Annotated in this window: 14 protein-coding genes; 2 read left to right on the forward strand and 12 right to left on the reverse strand. The window is 45.5% G+C overall.

The window, feature by feature from the left end; genetic code table 11:
* Positions 1–60: 60 nt before the first annotated feature.
* Positions 61–1,170 (forward strand): sensor histidine kinase, encoded by a 1,110-nt coding sequence (locus tag AC1DCV_RS12240; protein ID WP_441576468.1) that lies wholly within the window; start codon positions 61–63, stop codon positions 1,168–1,170.
* 103 nt (positions 1,171–1,273) lie between these two features.
* Here the strand turns inward: AC1DCV_RS12240 and AC1DCV_RS12245 are convergent, their stop codons facing one another.
* Positions 1,274–2,602 (reverse strand): porin, encoded by a 1,329-nt coding sequence (locus AC1DCV_RS12245; RefSeq protein WP_477023440.1) that lies wholly within the window; start codon positions 2,600–2,602, stop codon positions 1,274–1,276.
* 164 nt (positions 2,603–2,766) lie between these two features.
* Here AC1DCV_RS12245 and AC1DCV_RS12250 point away from each other — a divergent pair, with 164 nt between their 5' ends.
* The gene (locus AC1DCV_RS12250; protein ID WP_477023441.1) at positions 2,767–3,687 is read left to right on the forward strand and encodes a helix-turn-helix transcriptional regulator; all 921 of its coding nucleotides are present in this window, start codon (positions 2,767–2,769) and stop codon (positions 3,685–3,687) included.
* A 3-nt stretch (positions 3,688–3,690) separates the two neighbouring features.
* On the opposite strand, the gene AC1DCV_RS12255 is transcribed toward AC1DCV_RS12250, so the two are convergent.
* The 11 genes from AC1DCV_RS12255 to AC1DCV_RS12305 form a co-directional block, all read right to left on the reverse strand.
* Complete coding sequence (locus tag AC1DCV_RS12255) at positions 3,691–5,178, reverse strand: MBOAT family O-acyltransferase (RefSeq protein ID WP_477023442.1); 1,488 nt, start codon at positions 5,176–5,178, stop codon at positions 3,691–3,693.
* Positions 5,162–6,445, reverse strand: coding sequence for a GDSL-type esterase/lipase family protein (locus AC1DCV_RS12260; protein ID WP_477023443.1), 1,284 nt, complete (start codon positions 6,443–6,445; stop codon positions 5,162–5,164). Before AC1DCV_RS12260 ends, AC1DCV_RS12255 begins: the two co-directional genes overlap by 17 nt.
* Positions 6,417–7,823 carry an SGNH/GDSL hydrolase family protein gene (locus AC1DCV_RS12265; RefSeq protein ID WP_477023444.1) on the reverse strand — a complete coding sequence of 469 codons (1,407 nt, stop codon included), beginning with the start codon at positions 7,821–7,823 and terminating at the stop codon, positions 6,417–6,419. Before AC1DCV_RS12265 ends, AC1DCV_RS12260 begins: the two co-directional genes overlap by 29 nt.
* A 21-nt stretch (positions 7,824–7,844) precedes the next feature.
* A complete protein-coding gene (locus tag AC1DCV_RS12270; protein WP_477023445.1) occupies positions 7,845–8,420 on the reverse strand; it encodes a glucosaminidase domain-containing protein in 576 nt (191 codons plus the stop codon).
* 333 nt (positions 8,421–8,753) lie between these two features.
* Positions 8,754–10,502, reverse strand: coding sequence for an aspartate--tRNA ligase (gene aspS, locus AC1DCV_RS12275; RefSeq protein ID WP_477023446.1), 1,749 nt, complete (start codon positions 10,500–10,502; stop codon positions 8,754–8,756).
* A 144-nt stretch (positions 10,503–10,646) separates the two neighbouring features.
* Positions 10,647–11,681, reverse strand: a complete 1,035-nt coding sequence (locus tag AC1DCV_RS12280; RefSeq protein ID WP_477023447.1) for an NAD(P)/FAD-dependent oxidoreductase — start codon at positions 11,679–11,681, stop codon at positions 10,647–10,649.
* A 69-nt stretch (positions 11,682–11,750) separates the two neighbouring features.
* Positions 11,751–17,801 (reverse strand): alpha-2-macroglobulin family protein, encoded by a 6,051-nt coding sequence (locus AC1DCV_RS12285; protein WP_477023448.1) that lies wholly within the window; start codon positions 17,799–17,801, stop codon positions 11,751–11,753.
* Between the two features lie 151 nt (positions 17,802–17,952).
* Positions 17,953–18,840 (reverse strand): succinate--CoA ligase subunit alpha, encoded by an 888-nt coding sequence (gene sucD / locus AC1DCV_RS12290; protein WP_133807376.1) that lies wholly within the window; start codon positions 18,838–18,840, stop codon positions 17,953–17,955.
* A gap of 294 nt (positions 18,841–19,134) precedes the next feature.
* Positions 19,135–19,956: an ABC transporter ATP-binding protein gene (locus AC1DCV_RS12295; RefSeq protein ID WP_477023449.1), complete on the reverse strand. Its 822-nt coding sequence runs from the start codon at positions 19,954–19,956 to the stop codon at positions 19,135–19,137.
* A gap of 2 nt (positions 19,957–19,958) precedes the next feature.
* Positions 19,959–20,702 carry an MlaE family ABC transporter permease gene (locus AC1DCV_RS12300; protein ID WP_133807380.1) on the reverse strand — a complete coding sequence of 248 codons (744 nt, stop codon included), beginning with the start codon at positions 20,700–20,702 and terminating at the stop codon, positions 19,959–19,961.
* Positions 20,703–20,764: 62 nt separating this feature from the next.
* On the reverse strand, positions 20,765–21,796 hold the full coding sequence (locus tag AC1DCV_RS12305; protein WP_477023450.1) for a hypothetical protein: 1,032 nt from the start codon (positions 21,794–21,796) through the stop codon (positions 20,765–20,767).
* Positions 21,797–21,850 lie beyond the last annotated feature (54 nt).

The raw sequence follows: 21,850 nt of genomic DNA on the forward strand, positions 1-21,850 counted from the left end.
ATTTTCCACCAAAACATAACATTAGCTAAAAGCTATCAGCTAAGAGCTAACAGCTTTTTTATGGCAAGTAAGAAATTTAAAGTAATTTCCCATTATTATACTAATTACTCACTCTGGAGTATGTTTAAAGCAAAAAACCTGTCCCCGCAAAAGTTAGCGGGATTTACAGCCCTGGTGATATCAGCCATCATAGCATTGGGCAGCCTTCTGGTGGACGGCAATTGGAAAGTAGTAGTGGGAGCCTTCGTGCTAACCTTTCTCGTTTCATATTACCTGTACCTGTATACCCTGCAGAATTTTATTTACAGGAAAATAAAACTGATCTACAAATTCATTTACCAAACCAAAGCCTCCAAGAGAGAGGAGTTTTTTCAGAAGAATATACTTCCCCTGAAAACCATTGAAGAGGTAAGTGAAGATGTGGAAAAATGGGCCAGCCAGAAGAAAGAAGAACTGGAAAATCTGCGTCGGAATGAAGAGTTCCGGAAGGAGTTCCTGCTAAACCTTTCCCATGAACTGAAAACGCCCATCTTTGCGGTGCAAGGCTACATCCACACCCTGCTGGATGGCGCACTGGAAGACCCTTCCGTAAATAAGCTGTTTCTGAAAAACGCCACCAAAAACATTGACCGCCTTTGCCGGCTGATCGATGACCTGGATGAAATATCCAAACTGGAAAGCGGTGAAATGACTGTCAATGCGGAAGTATTCGTTATCCAGGACCTGATAAAAGATGTATTTGATACCCTGTCATTGAAAGCCAATACCAAAGGCATCAAATTCCATATCAAAAAAGGTTGTGAAGCACCACAGCCGGTATACGCCGACAAAGAAAAAATCAGACAGGTACTCATTAACCTGGTAGATAACTCTATCAAATACGGTAAACCGGATGGCCACACCATCGCCAGCATTTACAGCATGGACGGCAAACGCGTACTGGTAGAGATTTCTGATGATGGCATTGGTATGGCAGAAGAACACCTGCCACGCGTGTTTGAACGCTTTTACCGGACAGACAGAGCCCGTAGCCGCGATATTGGCGGTACCGGTCTTGGCCTGGCGATCGTAAAACATATAGTAGAAGCACACGACCAATCCATCACCGTACGCAGCAAACCTGAAATAGGCAGCACGTTTGGATTCACCATGGAATCCGGAAGAGAATAAAAGAATTACGAATTACGGATTTGTAGGTAGATGATAAATGCGGGTAATATCCCCGGTTATCTACTCACAAATCCGTAATTCGTAATTTGAAATTCGTAATTCTCTAAAACCTATATTGCATTCTGCAAGTCAGTACATTATCCTTCAGATCTTCTTTATAGCCTTCCAGCTCAGTACTTTCATTGGTTACCCAATCGTAGTAGAACATAAATTTGAGGTGCTCATTGGCGTAATACAGATAGCCAAGACCCAGCGTATTATAGCGTATATCCGCTGCAGTGAGTCCTGCACCGGCTACTCCGATATCTTTTCCGGATACTTTCTTATTGGGATCGTACCAATCATACTTTACCACTACCTGGTGTTTATCACTGCCCAGGTTCTGAATAAAATACAGGTAGGCGCCATCAAAATTGCGGATATACAACGGCTGGGGTTTGCCCTGTGGTGTAACAGGTATAATACCAGGTGTTTCTGAAGTAAGAGCGGTGGAAGTTTGCTGTCCGCGGACATACTCCGCCCTGAACTGTGTACTGCCCTTACCCGGACCATTCGGAATTTTCAATTGCACATCAGCGCCGTAATAATGCCGGGGGGCAATTTCTCCCAGATTGGCTGCCGATGAGTCCACGAGGTACCCCGGTTTACCATTTACGGTGCCCATGGTATTGATGGTGTTGGTAAACTGCTGCATGCCACCATACAACACAGATACCCCACCAGACAACAATGCTTTAGTACCCTTTATTTTCTGGGGTTTAATACCCACACGGCCAATAAAATCTTTATGGCTGTCAAAATCAGTAGTAGATGTAAGGCCCTGTCCGTTAAATGCACCTGCATCTATTCTCAGGAAACGTAACGGATGACCTTTCCGCCGGGGCTCAAAAGTCAGCATCGCTCCCAGGTCACGTTCCGTTTTCATCAGTATTTGCGACATACGACCCCTTTCCGGCGTTTCACGGTCGGCAGACGACAGATTGACCTCATAACCGAAAGGCCGGGCAAACATGCCCCCTACAAGCGACAAAACGTTGAACTTATTTTCAAAGAAACGACCATAGAAATCCCGGATAAATACTCCGCGCTCCGAACCATCAAACTGAAAAGCGAACTGAACAACCGGCATATCCTCTTTGTTGAACCGCTCATAATCCATACGGATACGGCCACGGCGGAGGGTAAACCGATTATCTACTGCAGCGCCAAAGTCTCCGCCAGCATAGCTTGCGGCTCCCCTGGCCTGAGCCATCTGGAACTGGGGCTGAATATAACCGCTGAAACGCAGGGCGTCGTATTTATGGTACATGGAAATCATCCCCTTACCCAGCTCAGAAGTGGTGTCAATCATATCCATCAGGAATTGCGCATGGGCAGCCTGCGAGGAAATCAACATCAAAACAACAATCGGAAATATTCTGGCTATGCGCATCAGGTTGGTGAATTATTGCGCAAAAGTATAGAATTAGCAATTATTTAATACGGTTGTAAAACAACAATTGTTAACTGCTCGTTAATCCGACCCCATTCCGGCCGTTGTGAACCTTCCGGGTATCAAAATGATTAGATTAGGATCAGCCTCCAAAATATGCCTCCATGAAAACATCGACAATTAACCATTGGGAGAAAAAGATACAGCTGGCCATTGCATTATCACATGATGATCCCTACGGAGAAAGGGATCTCAAGACAATAGCGTCCATGCTCGGCGAATCCCTGGATAACTTCTCACACAAGTTTGTAGAAATTTATGGGGAATCGTATATCCATTTCACTAAAAGAAGAAGACTGGAAGCCGGTGCAGGCTATCTGCGCCATAGTGATTTCGGCATCGGCCAAATCAGTGAAATGTGCGGCTATACACATTCTAGCTTCACTAAAGCATTCCGGGAATTATACAACGAAGCCCCTATCAGCTTCCGTGACCGGCTATACCTGCCCAATGAAGAACATACGCTGKCCCGTACCAAAATAGCCACTACACCACATGATGATCCGCATAGCCTCATTTTTACACCCGACAGAACAGAAGATGCCAGATTGCCGGAATATGTGTTGTACTATAACATCCTGCCCCGGAATAACGATCCGGTAAGAAGTATGGTAGAGTATATGAGCATCTATCAACAGCAACTCCATGCCATCAAAACATCCTTGATGTTACCTGGTGCTATGATAATTACCGGTACCCTGGATGTGGTGCCCGTTACCAATTATGCTAAAATGATGATGTATGTGKGGATTATGGTGCCGGTACTTAAAGCTTACGACATGGCACATCTGCAGATCCGGATGTCCTTCCAGGAACCATTTGGCTTGTTCACCAAATATGTTCCCGGAGGGTACTATAAAAAATTGCCGGTTCCCATGAGCTTCGTAGCTGCTGGTTTACCGATGTATGAATTTATTAACGGCAGTTGCCGGGCCGGTTACTTCAAAATGAGTGGTAACCATTTCTTTATATCTCTAACCGGTGCAGATAATTGCGAAATCTTTATTCCCTGGCAAAGGCGATAAGGTCTAAAACTGGAAATAGATCGGAATCATCGGCTGGGTGCTTTTTACCTGCACCAACAACCACATAAACACCACCATAATGGCTACGCTACCTGCAACAGGTAAGCGTCCCAATACTCTTTCCATAGAGAATTCTGCTTTGGAAGGCAGGAAGTGTAATACAAAACCCATCACCATTACCCAGAACACCGCTGTATAACCATTGTACAATTCCACCACAATTTCCGGCTGGAAGTCGTAGAACACCTGGTGTATCAGCGACCAGGCATCATGGAAGGTAGCTGCTTTGAAGAACACCCAGCAGAAACACACAAAATGGAAGGTGATCACGATACCCAATATCTTAAAGAAGGTGGCTTTCCCACCTGAAATCACTGTTTTACTCTTTTTCAGCCAATCGATGCGCACCTTGTCTATGGCCAGTGCACCACCGTGCAATGCACCCCAGAAAATAAAGTTCCAGCTGGCACCATGCCAGAAGCCACCAATCAACATCGTCAGCGCCAGGTTAATATACTGACGCACCTTGCCTTTACGGTTACCTCCAAGCGGAATGTAAATATAATCTCTCAACCAACTGGATAAAGAAATATGCCAGCGGCGCCAGAACTCCGTAATTGAAGAACTCTGGTAAGGAGAATCGAAGTTAGGCGGAATCTTAAAGCCGGTCCAGCGGGCAATACCCAGCGCCATATCGGAATAACCGGAGAAATCACAATAGATCACTAACGCATATCCATACACGCCGATTAAACATTCCAGGCCCGTATGCTTACTAGGATCATCAAAAATATATTGTACAAAGTTCTGGTAGATGAAATCCGATATCACTATTTTCTTGAACAACCCGGCCATAATCAGGTACATCCCCTTGCCGATATCTTCTGAACTCAGGCGGTAAGGCTGCGAGATCTGCGGGATAAAATCTGCCGCACGCACAATAGGCCCCATCATCAGTTTCGGAAAAAACGAAAGGAAGAACAGGTAGTCCATGAAATTGCTTACCGGCTTAATTTCATCGCGATACACATCTATCGTATAGCTCAGGTTCTCGAATGTATAGAAGGAAATACCGATAGGCAGAATTAAGCTTAACGGATGTATATGTCCGGATGTAAAGTCATTGACAATACCAATGAAGAAATTGGTGTACTTGAAATAAAACAGCAACCCGATATTCAGCAGGATACTTAGTACCAGCAATGTTTTCTTCTTCCTTTTATCGGCACTCTGATGAATCCACCGGGATAAATTAAAATCTACAATCGCGGAAAGTATGACCAACCCTACATAATAACCACAGGCTTTATAAAAGAAATAAAGCGAAAACACGGTATAAATCCACACTCTGGCAGTTTTACTTCTGCTGGCAAGCAGATAGCAAAACATGAACAAAGCAAAGAAATAAAAGAAGAAGCCACTGTTAAAGAGAACTGGATTCTTCTCATTGTACAACAGCTCTGAAAGCAGCTCATTAACGTTGATGATCATCGGAGGTAACTGGATTTTTCTTTGTTTGCTGTAAATAATGTGAGTAAGACTGTTGCAGGGCTTCGTATAATAATTGTCCCTGCACCTGGTATCCTCTCACATTAAAATGAATATGATCTGGCGCCCACGCCCCTGCAAATCTATCTTTCTGCGCTTTATTTACTGCATTAAAATTCCAGCAGGCAATACCATGCTGTCTGGCATATCCCATGATTTGCTGAGTTACCATGGAGATATATGGATTTGGATAATACGCTGTATGGTATATCGTCCTGTATTTTTTCTTGCCTATTTTCTTCCGGACACCTTTCCTTACAGCACGCATACAATCCGGCGGAGTAGTCAACAGAATATTTACGGCAGGATTTTGTTCCCGGATGAGTGTAACGGCTTTATCTATCTCATCTCTGAAGGCCAGTGGATCCAGTCGGCCATAAGCTTCATTGGTACCCAGGGAGATGATGACAAGCTGAGGTTTCAGCACTGCCATCTGCGCCAGGAGGATATTACTGATTTCATTGTAATGCTGATACATCGCACCGTTAATACCAACGCTATGATACAGCACACCATTACGTCCGTTCTTCATCACGGCGCCGTAGAAACGGAAAGGGCCGTTGCCGGTGCCTTCCCATCTTACCTGGAATGACTGGGAGGTCTGTAAAAAATCCAGGGTAGCCATGCTCAGGGTAGATGAACCGGGAAAAGGTGCAGGCGTTACCGTTACAGAGGCATCCGGCGCCACCACCGTATTGTTGGTATTTCCGGCATCATAAAACAATTGCACCTTGCGGAAATTATTGTCCATGTTACCATCCGGCTTACCGGCGAAAGACAGGTTGGGTGCATCATTCTGAGAAGTAATAGCAATGCCGCCAGGCCCCAGTACATCCGATTTGTTACGGTCTACTACGCGTTCTGACGACCATCTCACAGTGCTGTTCCACCTGAAATCTTCCGGACCGTTGGTACCGGCCAGACTGTAAGGGAAAACATATCCTCTGCCGGCATAACCAAACTGCTGTTGCAGCAGGCTTGCCGTTGCCAGCGGGAAATAACCTGCCTGCACATGGGAATCTCCCAGGTGAAGGATGGATATTACATTACTATCTGCTGCAGAAAGGGAGTGAAAAACATTGTATAGCGCAGTGTCCTGCTGAATGTTGTTGACGTTTACCTGTTGTGCATAAGTTGTAATACCGGCGAGTAACAATGATAGCACTGCCACCCATCTTTTACTAAGGTTGTTGTGCCAGCCTGTATTCATTCATAATAGCTTTATAAAGCAGCGACCCTACTTTGGCTGCTCCCGTTCTGTTAAAGTGTGTATAGTCCTTGTTGGCCATCACCGTGTCTCCCTCTACCCACTTTACCATGGATCCCTCGCCACCCATCGCGGCATAGAGATTCCAATACGCGGTACCGTGACCGGCAGCCAGGTCATGCTGTACTTTCAGCAGTGCTTCAACGCCTGGTGCAGTTATATATTTGTCGGCTTTTCTATAAGATTTATCTGCGGCACCTATGATCAGGAAAGAGGTTCCCGGCAGATCCTGCCGCAGGGAATCCAGAACTTTCTTCATCGGGCGCTCAAACCAGCTATAGTCGGTCAGCTCCGGGCGGAACAATATATTGGCGCCATAGTGCATCACGATGAGATCGTACGGGCGTTCCTGCTGCATGCGGCGTACCATATCGGCCGACAGGCGGCCCAGTTCAATACCACTGATACCTCTGAACGAGTAGTTATCTACATAAATACCATTGCCGTTCTCAAAGCAAAGTCCATAAAAAGGCTGTGCGGCACCAGAGTAGCGGAGCATTACAGACGGCTGTGCAGTATCCTGTTGCAGATCCAGCCTGTTTACTTCTGCATTTCCTGAAAGCGTATAGGCTTTATCGTTAATGGTAACAGTGCCTGCACTTGCAGGACCGTATAAAAGTGATACCTCCTGGAATTTATCCAGCAGGGGTTTCTTCACGGGAGAATACTTTACCCAGCTGTTACCGCCGGGGTAAAAGGTATGTCCGGATAAACCCAGTGTAATATTGGACGGGGGGGAATTTTTATAGTGGTAATCTTTCCAGTCGGTAGAAAATGTGTGGGTGATAGTTGTTCTGAAAGAAGCCACTACAGAGGTTACCGGCACAAAGCCTACACCTGCGCCACCAAAGAAACGCTGCAAACTGTCGCGCAGATCGCTGGTGATTAGGTCACCCTCAATCATGGAGTCACCGAAATAAGCAATACGCACTTTGCGGCGTTTGCCTGCTTTCAGTTCTTTCAGGGCTGCCAGGAATTGCTTCATACCTACCACAGAATCACCTGGCATAGGGGAAGCATAATCCAGGATACCGGTGTACGACATAAAATCATGGGTGCCATCCGGATTGGGCACATGAGGGTTGCCAGCAATGCTATTGCTGTCTAAACCAGAAAGCTTACTGCTGTCGTTTCCGGCAGCAGTAAGCTTTTGGTTGTCCGGGGAAGGAGGAGTTGTTCTCAGATCTGATAACATATCCACTTTCCGGAATTGAAAGTCTTTATATGAAAAGCTGTAATTAAGCTGTGAAAGCCCTAACAGGCATACTAATGTTCCTAAAATAATATAGAACGGATAGGCAGACTTATTTTTGCCGGACATAGTTAATAATCAGTTAGCACATCACTGATCGCCAGCTGCCGGCATGCCTACGGTTAACCATTGTTTGGAGTCCGTTGCCACGCTATCCATGCTTGCGTCCAGCTTATACAATTTATAGCGGTTAATAATATTAGTCACTCTTCTTATCCACTCATGACCGGCAGAGGAATAACCGCTATGGTTCATTTTCTTGAGCCATACGGAAAATTCCGGGTTACCTTTCATTTGCCCAAACCATTTCTTACTTGCCAACAGCTCCACAAAATGCTCATAGGAGGCCATGTCGGTTACATATTGTTTGTACACAGAACGGTGTCCTGGCTTAATCTGAGACATGTTATTCTTACCTACAATTCCAAAGTGGTTATGCAGCAATTTCGCATTTCTACTGGTTCCGGTACCTGATTCCAGCATGGCTATTCCAAGAATAACACTGGCCGGGATACCGGTTTCCTGCATCAGCTCTACTGATACCGGTTTAAATTTCTTTAAATAATTGTTTGTGGATTGTTGTGCAAACCCAACATTGCTGAGCATTAGCAATAATAACACCGCACATAACCATACTGTCCTCTTAAAGAATGATGAAATTCTCATGGTAGTACTTTTTGTATCAGGTGATAGTTTTCTCTGTGTTTTCAGCATCACTTTCTTCCTCACATATCAACGATGATCACACCGCAATATTACTTTAAAAATTTAAATAATACGTCTCTTCGTCTTCTTCTTATCTATCCCGTTAATCGTTTGTTAAAAATATTGTACCCTTATATTTGTGCTAATCCCCTTTGATGCGGCAATGTGCCATACCAAAGGGGATTTTTTGCTACAAAAGCCTAGCTTCTTGCAAAGACTATACCAACATCGGCTGTTAGCTTGTGGCTGCTAGCTTTTAGCGTATCCTTATGGCTAGTAGCTAATGGCAATTAGCTATTTCACCAGACTGATTTTCAATTCATTAAGTTGTTCCTGACTGATCTCAGCAGGCGCATCCAACATCACATCGCGACCTGAGTTGTTCTTCGGGAAAGCGATAAAATCACGGATACTTTCACTGCCACCCAGTAGCGAACACAGGCGGTCAAATCCTAAGGCGATACCTCCATGTGGTGGTGCACCATACTCAAATGCACCCAACAGGAAGCCAAATTTATGTTCTGCCTCTTCTTTGCTCATTCCCAGGGCTGCAAACATTTTCTGCTGCAGGTCGCGCTGGAAAATACGAATAGAGCCACCACCTATCTCTGTACCATTTAATACTATATCGTAGGCGTTTGCCTTGATTTTACCATATTGGGAAGGATCATCCATCAGAGCTATCTGCTCTGGCTTTGGCGATGTAAACGGATGGTGACGGGCCACCCAGCGATTCTCTTCTTCGGCGTACTCAAATAACGGAAAGTCTATTACCCACAACGGTTTAAACTCGTTTTTGTTGCGGAATCCGAGGCGTTCGCCCATTTCAAGGCGGAGTTCGCTGGCAGCTTTACGAGTGCGCTCTTCCTTGCCAGCCAGCACCAGGATGAGATCTCCGGGTTGCGCCTGACATTTTTGCGCCCATAATTTTAATTGTTCCTCGTCAAAAAACTTATCCACAGAGCTCTTCAACGTACCATCGGTGTTGTACCTCACATATACGAGGCCACTCATACCAATTTGCGGACGCTTCACCCAATCTGTCAGCTCATCCAATTGTTTCCGGGTGTAATCAACACAGCCTTTCGCGGCAATAGCCACTACCAGTTCTGCATCATCAAACACTTTAAAGCCTTTTTCCTTTACGGTATCGTTCAGGTTCACCAGCTTCATTTCAAAGCGGATATCCGGTTTATCGTTACCATAATATTCCATGGCATCATCGAATGTCATTCTTGGGAACGCATCCGGGAACTCGATTCCTTTTATTTCCCTGAAGATGTGCTTCAGCATATGCTCAAAGGTAGTCAGGATATCTTCCTGCTCCACAAAGCTCATCTCACAGTCGATCTGTGTAAACTCCGGCTGACGATCTGCACGCAGATCCTCATCTCTGAAGCATTTAACAATCTGGTAGTAACGGTCGTACCCACTCACCATCAGCAATTGCTTGAAAGTTTGCGGAGACTGTGGCAGGCCATAGAACTGGTTAGGGTTCATACGGCTCGGTACTACGAAATCGCGGGCACCTTCCGGAGTAGAATTAATCAGGAAAGGCGTTTCTATATCCATGAAGCCGGCGCTATTCAGATAGTTACGTACAACACGTCCTATGTTGTAGCGCAGTTCCAGGTTCTGTCTAACTATATTACGACGGAGATCGAGGAAACGGTATTTCATACGCAGTTCATCTCCGCCATCTGTATCATCCTGAATAGTAAACGGCGGTGTTTTGGCCGCATTGAGGATGGTAAAATCGCTCACCGTGATTTCTATATCACCGGTGGGGATGTTTTTATTTTTATTGGAACGCTCGGTTACGGTACCCTTTACCTGGATAACAAATTCACGGCCCAGGGGCTGTGCATCCAGCTTGGCATTCAGGCTTTCGCCGAATAACAATTGAGTAATACCATAGCGATCTCGCAGATCAAAAAAATTGATGCTGCCAAACTTTCTTACTGTCTGTATCCATCCGGCCAAAGTTACTTCCTGGCCCACCTGTTCCATTCGTAATTCCCCGCAAGTGTGCGTCCTATACATGCGTAAATAGTTGATTTAGTTAGTTTTATGGTTGACATACGGGACAAGCTGTCATCAAATGGCGACCACTATCCAGTTGTTCACTCAGACCCATAAGGGGGGCAAAGATACGGTTTGGATCGGGCATTTTATGCCCGATGTATGTTAAAAATATCGCTGTAAGGCTATTTCCGGCATCAGTGGGGCATTGGCAACAAGCACATCCCTGAAATGAGCCGCCATAAAAGGCGCTAACGAGCACCCCTTCGTACCAAGTCCGTTAAATATCCCAATAGCAGGGTAATTAGGGTGAAAACCGGCAATTGGGCGCCGGTCATTCCCTGAGGGTCTCACAGCCGACAAATGGTCTACCACCTCATAAGGCACCTTTAAAAGCTGCCCAAGCCGCTGTTCCAATACTTCCCGCTGAGTAGCCGTTGGATGGTCATCTTCATAATCCCATACAAAAGAAGACCCCGCCCAGAACACTCCATTTTCCTGAGGCACCAAAGTAATGCCCTTCTTTATAATATCAGTTGTTTCCAGACCTGGTACTTTCACCAGCAACACCTCCCCTTTATTAGGCAGAAATTTGACCGACTTAAAAAAAGAAAGCGCCGTAGTAGCTACTCCATCACAAAAGATAATCTTGTCGGCCTCAATATCTCCATATATAACACGGGTAGAAGAAATCTCCAGCTCGGCCATATCAAAATGCGTTTCCAGCAATGCCTCCTGCCGTATTAAATACTGCCGGTAAGCGGGCAACAGCGATCGCAGGTTCACCGTGGCGCCACTCACAATAGCTGCACCAAAAGGCTGATCCAGGAAAGCTTCATACTTCAGCGCTGCCGGCAATTCCGTGTAGTCATTGACGGTGGCTTTGTTTAAAAATGCCTCCCGCATCTGAGCGGATGGGAACACCGTCCATAGCTGACGTTCTGTAAAAACCGGTACCTGCAGCAAAGCCGAAAGCCGCGAATAAGTATCTTTTGCAAACGGATAAATAATATCATACATCCAGGCCGGCTCAAAGCGGCGGCCAGACACCGGGTTAATAATCCCGGCAGCCACCCTGGAAGCACTGTTGGGTTTGGCGTCATCGATAACGATTACCTTTTTCCCTGCCTGTAGTAAGAACCAGCTCAGCATAGTCCCCGCAATTCCCTGCCCTATAATAAGGTAATCTGCTTTCCTCATGATCCTACGAAGATATAAAAAGGGGATTTCCGAAAACCGAAAATCCCCTTTCCCTGATGTTATTATTATTTACTCAGTCACTTTCACATTCAATCCTGCACTGTGCGCAGAAAACTCCGGCGCATACATACACTGAGCAGTGCTGATGCCATTGGAGAACTTACCCTGATGGGTAACGAACAGCGTATATTCAAAAACGTAGGTTCCTTTTGGCAAATAGCTGAAGAAGAAATCAGTAGATGCGTCCTTAGTACTTTCATAATAGCTCAGTCCACCCTGCCATTTGCTGGCGCTGATCACATTGGTAGGCTCAAAACAAGCCGCCCGCATATCTTTCAGGTGAATGTATTCCATGGTTCTGTCGGCACGTAATACGATTCGCACTTTCACCTTATCGCCTACTTTCAGTTCATTACCATCTGTGATTTTAGTCAGTACCGGTCCTTTGTCACTGTTCACTTCTATGAACAATTCTTTCTCCAGTACCAGCGGTGTTTTAGCGGTAGTGATTTTGTCCAGGTCCTCGAAATACTGCCAGTACACAGCGCCCCATGAAGGCTGTCCTTTGCTGTCCTGTACGGTAACGCTGATATGACCCATATCGGCTTTCACCGCTTTACCATCAATTTTTTCCTTGAAATATCCGGTGCCGGCTTCTGTAGCGGCAGGTTTCACGGTAGTAGTACCTAACTGTACGGTTACTTCCGGGCTGGCCGCCAACCAGTTGCTGCCTTGCAGTAACATGGCATAACAGGCGTCTGCTGTAGCTTTGGTAGTATTCCAATTATTGGTTTGTTTGTTTTTCAGCAACCATGTTTTCAGGTCGGCTACTGCTTCCGCATCTTTACCTACTACCTGGAAGACTTCTATCAGCAATGACTGCGTTTCAATAGGCGCCTGCTGCCAGCTGTAACCAGCTGTTACATCTTTCCAATACATGCCCATTTCCTTGCTGTTCATTGCCGTTTCTTTCAGCGATTTCAAGATAGCCTTCGGTGTGATGGCGTCTCCTTTTCTGAAGAGCGACAGCGCGATCATACCTTGTGCATACCTGTTTTGTTTGGTCCAGTATTGTTGTTCCTGTGCAAAGAAGAAATCAAATGATTTTTTCATGGCAGCAGGCACCGGTCGATCGAAGAAGCTACGTGCATACAGATAGTGAATCTGTTCGCCGCTGATCTGTTGCTGTTTCAGGTTGGCTTTTACTTTTAAAAGATCGTAATAATCTTTATCCAGTTTTTTATCCAGGTAGTCGATGGCTTTGTTGGCCATGCTGATAGCCACCGGATCTTTTATCTGTGCCAGTTGTTGCAGATGACCAATTCCTGCAACTATATATTGCGTAATGAAGCGGTCTTCCCACATACCGGAGAACCAGGAGAAAGCGCCATTAGGTAATTGTTTGGCCGCCAGCTGATCCAGTGCTGTTTTTCTCTCTTTCTGCATACGTTGCAGATCGAACAACAATGCAATGTTCTTTTTCTGCTGTGCTTCATTCTTAGCTTCCAGTACCCACGGTGTTTGCTGCAGCAATACGGCTTTCAGCTCTTCATTTTTTTGCAGGTTGCTCTGCAGCGCAGCGGTATCTGAAACTTTCCATTTTTCGAAGATGGCTTTCAGACCAGGTGTTGCATCCGTAATATGCGTGGCCAGTGCGTTTGCATAGTAGCGGTTAAATACCTGTTCTGCACATTCATACGGATACTCCATCAGGTAAGGCAATGCCTGTACAGCGTACCAGGCTGGATTGCTGGTGTATTCTACCGTTACTGCATGTTGTACCAATGTTTGGGAACTATCGCTATGCAACAGTTTTTCGAAAGTAAAATCATGTTTACCATCACCACGAACCGGCAGTGGCAGGGCTTCTGTCACCATCATCCGGTTGGTTAATACCGGCAATGCATTTTCTTCTCCATCGCTGAAGTTGGCTGCCTGTGCGGTAACCCGGTAAATCAGCGCACTCTGGAAACCGTGCGGTATCTGTATCGGGAAACTCACTACGGTGCTTTGTCCTGCTTTGGCAGTGAAATGCTGTAGTGGGAAAATATTCTGGAACCATCCGTCTACCGGCTGCATGGTGGTCGCATCCAGCAGTTCCAGGTGGGCCTGTCCTATCAGTAAGGTATCGGAGAGGTTGCTCACTTTGGCGGTGAACTCCATTTTATCACCTTCACGTACAAAACGTGGTGTGTTAGGTTGTACCATCAGCACTTTCTGCGTAACGATACTGGCGCTGGTCATGCCGAAGGACAAATCTTTTGTATGGGCCAATGCCTGGAAGTTCCATTTGGTTAAGGCTTCCGGCATGGTAAATTCAAAAGTGATGTTACCATCTTTATCTGTGCGGAGATCCGGGAAGAAGAAGGCTGTTTCCTGGAAGTTTTTGCGGATAGACGGAGCAGGTGCCTCATTGCCGGCAGATTTGTCTGCATCGGCTTTATCCTTAGCCTTTCCATAGCCTACTGTGACTACAGATTCTGCCAGAGCGGCTGCTGGAGGCGCGGGAGCTGCATCCCCTGATATTGCCTCATTCTGCACTCCTGATCTACCCCTTACGGCACCAGCCACACTTTTTTTGCTAAGCATAGCCGCCATTGGGGCACGTTCATACATCATATGTCCTCCACCATCTTCCATTATCCAGTCAAACAAATTCAACGCATCATACGTTTTGCCTTCGCTGGCATAACCCGGTGTTTCATGTTCATACTGAAGCGAGGACACTTCCATTTTGAAGCTCTCATGACCATTAAACTGCGTAATCCCATTTGCGTTCGGATAGATATATGGAATGCTCCAGTTATGCTTCACGAAAGCATCTAAAGAAGCATCGTACATAGATGCCAGCATTTCCGCCGCTACTTTTTCATTTTTGTAACCGGAAATCTGAGCCGTCCATTTTTCCTTTTCGCCGGGTATTAGTTTATCACGATGTGTACCGAGTTTTACCTGCAGCTCCTTGTTATCCCAGGGAACGGAAACATCCATTTGTCCATTAAATACACGGTTATCTTTTACAAACACATAAGCTACCTGTATACCTCCTCTGCTGTTTTCTGTTACCGGGTATTCCAGTTTTTTTATATCAGAAAGCTCCAGACTGGTACGTTCTTCTTTGCTGATAGCTGTCACTTTGGATTGAATGATATGGAGGTCTTTGGCAGATGTACCTAATAAGATCTCTGCTGTTTTTCCGGGCTCCACTGCAGCTTCTGATTGATAAGACCACAGATAGGCAGGCGCAGACAGGCTTTTAGCTTTTACATCAATTAACTCGAACGTTGTTTTCTGTATCACCAGTTCATTGTTCTTGTCTTTCGTGCTTACTTCCAGTTCATAAAAACCAGGTGTTAATTTGGATGTATTGAAAGCAATCTTTCCATCCGGGCTGCTGGCAACGGTTTCGTTCACAACGGCAGCCTGGCGGGGCCACGTTTTATCATTGGCTTCGTCTTTATAAATATCTACCGGAAATGCCTGTACGTAACTGGCTTCATCCATTACAAACTGGTCAGGTACTTCCCAATAGCGGGGGCGCAACAGGCGTTTGTTAGGTTGCAGTGGCTTCAGTTGCAGTGAGAAAGTAGCTGGTTCATAGGCACCATTCAGGTTTTTGGAGAAGATCCTGATGTCCTGTAAGTCCTTTTGCTCCATGCGATCAGGTGCATTCACCGCGATTTCCATAGACTGGTAACCCACACTTACGGATTGGTCACCACTGCGGGTTTCACCATTCAGATCGGTTACATCGGCATGTACCACGTAGGTAAAAACAGGTTTGTTGGCTGGATCTACCGTCTTATCAGTGATAGCAGGGAACTTCACCGTAAAGGCCCCATTGGCATCTGTAGTGGTTTCTCCGTGTACTATTTCACGGGAAGAACCATATGGGATGGATATCTTATAAAATAACCAGGGATAAGGATACCGCACCCGGCGTTCCACCCTGTATTTTACTTTGGCACCATCTATATTGTTACCGGCATAGGCCAGTGCTTTGGCGGTGGCGGTAACGGTATCGCCTAAACGATAGGTGCTTTTTACAGTATCAAATGCTACATAAAACTTAGGTCGTTTATATTCTTCTACTTTGAAGGCAAGAAATGCTTCCGCTTTATCATCTCTCAGGCTAAAACTGCCATTCATGCGGCCTTCCGGTAATACAAACTTTCCGGAATAAGCACCATATTCATTGGTGGTGACTTTGATAGAATCTACCTTATCTCCATTCACATCATACAAAAACACGGTGGTCTGGTAGTTGGCCAGGATATCGCTCTGTGTTTCTTTGGAACGCTTCTTTAACACGATTCCTTTGAAGTAAATGATTTGACCCGGGCGATAAATACTTCTGTCGGCGAAAAGGAAGGTTTGAGGGGAAGGCGCCGGAGTATTCTCTCCCCGCGTATAGAAGTACTTATAATCATCTTCATATAGTTCATCCGCACCATTCTTCCAGTGCAGGCGTAAGCGGCCACCCTCTTTAGTGGGAGCCAGCTTTACGCTGCCATCTTTCCCGGCCACCAGCGATTGTTGCAGTATCCAGGTGTCGTAGTCTCCACCATTTCTCAGCTTCTTCACATCAACACTTATTCCACTCAGTGGTTTGCCACTAGTACGGTCCAGGGCATAGTAGGTGTCATTATTTTCTACATAGCCGATACCGGATACCCAGGTCAGGTGTATGGCAATAGGATTATCTTTTACCACAAACTTAGGGTCCACGCTGGACAGCAGCATATAATGTCCTGCCGGCAGTGCGTCTATCTTTATTTCTGCTTTATGGGTGATGTAATCCTTAGGGTCTGGCAATGCCTGTTCCCATGCTTTTACCACAGGGCGGCCCAGGACCATTTTCAGGTAAGCATTTTCTTTAGTGCTATAGTTATTCTGCGCCTTTTGTAATGATTGCAAAAATGCTTCATCTACCTTCACGATGCGCAGGTATATTTTATTAATATTCTGGTATCTCACGAGGGCGCGGAACGGGAGTGCCGGTACGTTTACGGCCTCTGTTACCAGCTCTATGGATATTGCCATAATCTGGTCCCGTATCATGGCACAAGCGATACCGCCATCGGATTTCGGAGCCAGCTCTATGGCTTTATCACAGATGGCTTTTGCCTTTCTCATGGCTTCGCCTTTTCCTTCTTTTTCCGATTGACCTTGTTGCAGGTAATAGGCTGCCTGTAACTGCAATACATTGGTTACTTCGGGCCGGCCGGTGTAGGCCAGCAACATCTGGTCCAGCGCCTGCAGGTAAAGCGTTTCTTTATTTTCCATTACCGCCACCTGGTTCATGTAGGAGATTCTTTCTACATCAACGTCCATTAGTGCGGCTTTATCGCCGGCGTGTAAGCGGATCAGTTCCTGCAGAATCAGGAGGGCATGGTATTGTAGGGAAGTGCTATCCGTAGCCGTAAAATGATGTGCGGCAAAAGTTGTTGCAGGAGCAAAAGCAGCGGGATCTGTCAGTTCAAACTGGTTACCCGGTTTAGTCACCCCGGATTCGTCGTATTTGAAATAATCCAATGCGCGATGCGCGAGCAAATCGTATAAAGTTCCCCGCAGTGCGCGTGTATTTCCCTTATGAAGAATGGGATCAAACGCGGAGAGGTCGGTCTTTTCCAGCAACGCTTTATCCAACAGGGAAGCCTCGTAGGCGGCTGTAATTTGCTGATGCAGCTTATCCGCGCCCCAGGTGGTGATATCCGTTCCTTCATCATTGGCGATGGCGGTACGGTTATAAAACCGATAGCGGTTATGCCGAAAATACTGGAGCAACATATCCCCTTTGATACTTTGCAGTATGGCCTTTTGGGCACCAGTGGCGGCAGCAATCTGCTGGTCCATTTTCTGCATGTTCTGCAGGGTGCTGCTGTCGTTGATCTGGGCGTTGTACTTCAGTTGAAAGATCAGGGCCTTGATTTGTTGCACGGTTGCCTTGTCTTTCACTGCGTGTGCATAGATGTCATTCGCCACTTCCAGTGCGGATTTAGGCAATCCTTTTTCTTCCAGCGCTGCTATCTTCTTCCACGAGTTATCATAATTAAACTGGGCCATCATCTTGTTGCTACTAAAGATTAAAACAATGAATATTCCGATGAATAAACGCATATAGGATCGTTATTTACAGTAAGTTACTTCTTTTAGAGAGGATGCAGGTACCTCCATGGTTTCCATAAATGGGGACAAAAAAGGGTGAAAAGTGATGGATTGACTCCCGCTCACTTTTCACCCGTTATATTTTTTTACCGGCAGATAATAATTATGCCAGTACCGCTTTCTTGCTCAGTACTTCTGCCATTGTTTTACCAATGTTAGCAGGGCTTTCAACTACGGTTACACCGCATTCAGCCATGATCTTCATTTTTGCAGCAGCAGTATCTTCTGCACCACCAATGATCGCACCTGCGTGACCCATACGACGTCCCGGAGGAGCTGTCTGACCAGCGATGAAACCTACTACTGGTTTAGTGCCGTGTTCTTTGATCCACTGGGCCGCTTCTGCTTCCATGCTACCACCAATTTCACCGATCATGATGATACCTTCTGTTTCAGGATCATTCATCAGCAGTTCTACCGCATCTTTGGTAGGTGTACCGATGATTGGATCTCCACCAATACCGATTGCTGTAGAAACACCTAAACCAGCTTTAACTACCTGGTCAGCAGCTTCGTAAGTTAAAGTACCTGATTTAGAAACGATACCGATTTTACCTTTTTTGAAGATGAAGCCAGGCATGATACCTACTTTAGCTTCGTCTGCAGTGATAACACCAGGACAGTTTGGTCCGATCAGGCGGGTAGTGGTCCCTTGCAGGAAGTTTTTCGCTTTGATCATATCCTGCACAGGAATACCTTCTGTGATACATACCACCAGCGCAATTCCTGCTTCGGTAGCTTCCATGATTGCATCAGCTGCAAAAGCCGGAGGTACAAAAATGATAGAAACATTTGCACCGGTTGCTTTTACTGCATCGGCCACCGTATTGAATACCGGGCGTTCCAGATGCGTGCTGCCACCTTTACCCGGTGTAACACCACCCACTACCTGGGTACCATATTCAATCATCTGAGTAGCATGGAATGTACCTTCAGTACCGGTAAATCCCTGAACAATCACTTTACTATCCTTATTAACTAAAACACTCATCGCGCTTGTTTTATTGGTTTAATATTATATGTCTGATTCTTCTGGACGGCAAAAATAAGCCGATTTCTATAATTCTGCAATTTAGCACCTTTAAGATAAAGCTACCAATTGGTTTAGAAAATAATTGGCCACTCCGGGATATCTTAACCTCCATTTTGCAGGCACCATATTCATATTAAGATAAATTATACACTATTTGCATCTGAACTACATCAAAAAAAGAATCCCGGGAGTTCGACTTTCGTCTGCAACTACCGGGAATAATAATGTATTAAAAGAAAAAATATCTTTCGTTTATGCTTTCTCTCCCCCCTGCTCTTTCTTCAGCTGATCCCGCCATTTACCATCTTTAAACATTTCCAGCTGCCGCATTTCCTTGGCTTCCCGCAGAAACTCAGACGCAAAAATAAAGTCGTTTAATTGCTGATCCTTACTGAATACGATATCTTTATTACTACCCTCCCATTGCTTCTGGCCCTGGTACATATATACAATATGGTCACCGCTTTCCATTACGGTATTCATATCGTGGGTATTGATAACGGTAGTGATATTGTATTCTTTGGTCAGCTCTGTGATAAGCTTATCTATGAGCAACGAGGTTTGCGGATCCAGACCGGAATTAGGTTCATCGCAGAAAAGATACTTTGGATTAAGCACGATGGCGCGGGCAATACCTACCCTCTTCTTCATACCACCGCTGATTTCAGCAGGAAATTTCTTGGCTGCTTCTTTCAGTTGTACCCTTTCCAGGCACTCTTCCACACGGGCTTTCTTTTCTTTGATACTGCCGGTACCGAACATTTCCAGGGGAAACATCACATTTTGTTCTACGGTCATACTGTCGAACAGGGCAGAACCCTGGAACAGCATACCTATTTCCTGGCGTACTACTTTCTTTTCCTTTTCGTCCATGGCGGTAAAGTCCTGGTTGTCATACAGTACTTTTCCTTGATCCACGCCCATTAGCCCCACGATGCATTTCATCATCACGGTTTTTCCACTACCGCTGGAACCGATGATCAGGTTAACCTTTCCGGGCTCCATGATTGTTGATACGCCCTTCAGTATTTCCTTTTCGCCAAAGCTCTTTCTTATGTCTTGCAGTTCAATCATGATTACAGTAATATAGCCGTTAACGCATAGTCCATGAATAATATCAGCACACAGCTCACCACAACGGAGGTGGTACTGGCCTTACCTATTTCCAGTGCGCCGCCGGAAACATTGTAGCCATAATAGGCCGATACGCTGGCAATAATAAATCCGAACGTATAGGATTTGGCCATCGCAAAAAATACGTTGTAAGCCTTGAACTCCTGCCGGAGCCCCTGCATAAACTGCTCACCGGAAATAACTCCGGACAGTTCACCTGCAGCCTTTCCACCATAAATACCGAGGAAACCGGCAATAGCTACCAATACAGGTATCATTAATATGGCGGCCATAATTTTGGGGGCAATCAGGTATCCCTTGGTATTGATCCCCATAATTTCCAGGGCATCAATCTGTTCGGATATCCGCATATTACCCAGCTCCGAAGCTATTTTAGAACCTACCACTCCGGCCAGTACAATACAGGTCAGCGTAGGCGCAAATTCCAGGATAATGGTATCACGTACCACCTGCGCGATGGTACTTTTGGGTATGATAGGACTTACCAGCTGATAAGCAGTTTGTAAAGTGGTTACACCTCCCATAAACAGGGAAATAATAAATACTATCCCAAACGACCCTACGCCGATATCCACACATTGCTGCATAAATTGCTTCCAGTACATCTTCATGTTTTCCGGACGGGAAAACATGCCTTTAAGCATGAGCAGGAAATTTCCGAAATGATAGAAGAATTTGAACTCCATAACTGACCAAAGATAGGAAGGATTTTTTCAATCAGATCCTAATTTAAGATTTAATACAGCCGTTAACGTAAACTACTCACCAACAAACGTTTCAAACTGCGCTCAATAATTTCCCCCATGGTTTTGCAACGGGAAAAAACTGCATCATGATAATATTCCGCCAGTTCGTTGCCCAGCTGCTGTATTTTTTCAGGGAACGAAACCCGGTCCGTCATAATCACATCCCGGAGGTCTTTGATACGGTGCCGCTGCACTTTTATACGGCGCGCAATAACGGCACGCTCCTCCTGCTGATATTGTTTCACCACCTCTGCATTGAGATGCTTAATGGCTAAATCCACAAATATCTTGTTCTCCTTAAAATACTGCGGCATATATAAAGTACGTCTGCCTTCATAAAACTGCTGATCAAAATCGATGGCGCGGATACGGAATTGCACATCATCAAAATCAGGGGTAATATCAAAAATGAAATTATAGGAACGCATATCTCCCAACAACCGCACAAAACAGCGCTCATTAAATTTCACGAACTCTTTGGCGATACGTTTAGGGTTAAACTCCGGTCGGTTCAGGTAGTGCAGAATGAACTGATCTCCCGGCACGCCGGCAATATGTTCTTCTACCAGGGTATTACCATCTATCAGGAAGTTCATCCAGTAGGGAGATAAAATATGTTCCAGTTCCAATCCATAAATGCGGGACGCATCGGCTATCTTAATATAAAAATAGTCGTATACTTCGTTGTAATTATTGACGATTTTGATGCGGAACGGATGAGAATTTCCAAAGGTGCAATAGTCAATACGCTCAATATGCAGATGCTCTTCTGCCGCCTGGTCCCCGCCTGCTTTCAGGATAGAGTACACCCGCTTTAGCCCGGCATGAATAGGGCCTACCATACTCTGAGGATAAAATACCGTTTCCCACAAAGTATCTTTCCCCTCTTTATCATACACGGATATCGACTGATCATAATAGCGCAGTTCCTCGTAAGATAAAGGCAGCTTCACTTCCCGCTCATACATTTTGAGGTAGTTGCGGAAAGCAGAGTTAATCGGAAAGAATATTTTCTTACGGGAAATGGTTTGCATAGGATAAATATAGGAAAAAGCATAAAGCGAAAGGCATAAAGCAAAAAGCTATTG

Source organism: Chitinophaga sp. 10T418 (assembly GCF_056394125.1).